Consider the following 2,005-nt stretch of genomic DNA (forward strand, 5'->3'; position numbering starts at 1 on the left):
CCCGGCCGACGGCCCCACCGGCCCGACGGGACCCGAGGGGGCGACGGGCCCCGCCGGCGAGGAGGGTCCTGCCGGCGCGACGGGCCCGACGGGTCCCGAAGGTCTGCCGGGCATCGACGGCGCGACGGGACCGACGGGTCCGGAGGGCCTGCCGGGCGAGGCCGGCCCGACCGGTCCCGAGGGCGCGGCCGGCGTGACGGGCCCGACCGGTCCGGAGGGTGTCGCTGGGCCCACCGGGCCGACGGGCCCGACCGGTGAGACCGGGCCCATCGGCCTGACGGGTCCGACCGGTCCAGCGGGCGAGGCCGTCACGGGACCGACCGGGCCGGGTGGCGTCGTCGCTGCGGCCGTGTTCTCCCGCGGCGAGACGGTCACGATCACGGGTGCCACCCCGCAGTCGGTCAACGGCGGTACGTGCCCGGCGAACTCGGTGGTCATCGGCGGGTTCTGGGAGATCCCGGGCCAGACCATTGAGAACCGCGACAACCGTCCGTCCCCGACGCTCCCCAACACCTGGAGCGGCACGTTCTTCCTGACGACGGGGAACTCGGGAACGGTCACCGTCATCTCCACCTGCCTGCCCCAGCAGCAGGGGGTGACGGGAACCTCTGCGGTCGCGGCGGGGAGGAACAGCGGCTCGCGCCACCCGGCCGCCATGCCCGGCGTGTTCCGGGGCCTCCCGCGATCGGGCCGGTGACATGGTCCCGGCGGCCGGTGGGTGACGAAGGCTTCAGGGACGGTCACAGGGCTGCACGGGTCTGGGCGGCGTGTCATGCCGGGGAGCGTGCTGGCGCGAACGCAGCCCGCCCCGGGGGGACGTCCGGCCCTCCGGGGTGGCGGGGGCTCGGGGACGGGAAGTGTCGGAGGGGTGGGTTAGCGTGCCGTTATGGCCTCGCCACACATCGAGATCCCCGTCGGGGACCGGATCGTCAAGGTGTCCAATCCGGATAAGCCGTACTTTCCGGAGTGCGGGTACACCAAGCGGCAGCTGGTGGAGTACTTCATCGCGGTCGGGGAGGGCATCCTGCGCGCCACGCGCGACCGGCCGACCACGCTCGAACGCTGGCCGGGCGGCGTCTTCGAGGGGGCGAAGATGGCCACCCGCGAGGACTACGCGCGCGGCCAGGCCGGGTTCGGGTCCGGCAAGTCCGACGCGTTCTACCAGAAGCGCATCCCGAAGGGCGCGCCCGACTGGGTGCGGACCGCGCGGATCGCCTTCCCCAGCGGACGCTCCGCCGACGAGGTCATGCCGACCGAGGTCGCGACCATCGCGTGGGCGGCCAACCTCGGCACGCTGACCTTCCACCCGTGGCCGGTGCGCGGCGACGACGTCGACCACCCCGACGAGCTGCGCATCGACCTCGACCCGCAGCCGGGTACGGACTTCTCCGACGCCGTCCGGGTGGCGCTCGGCCCCGCCCGCGACCTGCTCGGCGACCTGGGCTACACGGGCTTCGTGAAGACCTCCGGCAAGGGCGGCGTGCACATCTACGTCCGGATCGAGCCGCGCTGGACGTTCACCGAGGTCCGGCGGGCGGCGCTGGCGTTCGGACGCGAGATCGAGCGGCGCGTCCCGGCCGAGGTGACCACCAAGTGGTGGAAGGAGGAGCGCGGCGAGCAGGTCTTCGTCGACTTCAACCAGAACGCCCGCGACCGCACGATCGCGTCCGCCTACAGCGTCCGGCCGCTCCCGTACGCGCCGGTGTCGGCCCCGCTGACCTGGGAAGAGCTGGCCGACGCCGACCCGCACGACTTCACCATCGCGACGATGCCCGCCCGGTTCGCCGAGATCGGCGACCCGCACGCGGCCATCGACGACCGGGCGTTCTCGCTGGAGCCGCTCCTGGAGATGGCCGACCGCGACGAGAAGGACCACAACCTCGGCGACGCCCCCTACCCGCCGAACTACCCGAAGATGGAGGGCGAGCCCAAGCGCGTCCAGCCCAGCAAGGCCCGCAACGCCGACTGACCCGGAGGCGCGGGCGGTCAGTGGGCGCCGGCGGCC

Annotated in this window: 1 protein-coding gene and 1 pseudogene; both read left to right on the forward strand. The window is 73.9% G+C overall.

The window, feature by feature from the left end:
- Positions 1 to 697: pseudogene (locus AB0J52_RS38060) on the forward strand (spore surface glycoprotein BclB); the annotation flags it as partial.
- Between the two features lie 189 nt (positions 698 to 886).
- Positions 887 to 1,969, forward strand: a complete 1,083-nt coding sequence (locus AB0J52_RS38065) for a DNA polymerase domain-containing protein (RefSeq protein WP_500187857.1) — start codon at positions 887 to 889, stop codon at positions 1,967 to 1,969.
- Positions 1,970 to 2,005 lie beyond the last annotated feature (36 nt).

The organism is Spirillospora sp. NPDC049652 (assembly GCF_040675125.1).
GTDB lineage: Bacteria > Actinomycetota > Actinomycetes > Streptosporangiales > Streptosporangiaceae > Spirillospora.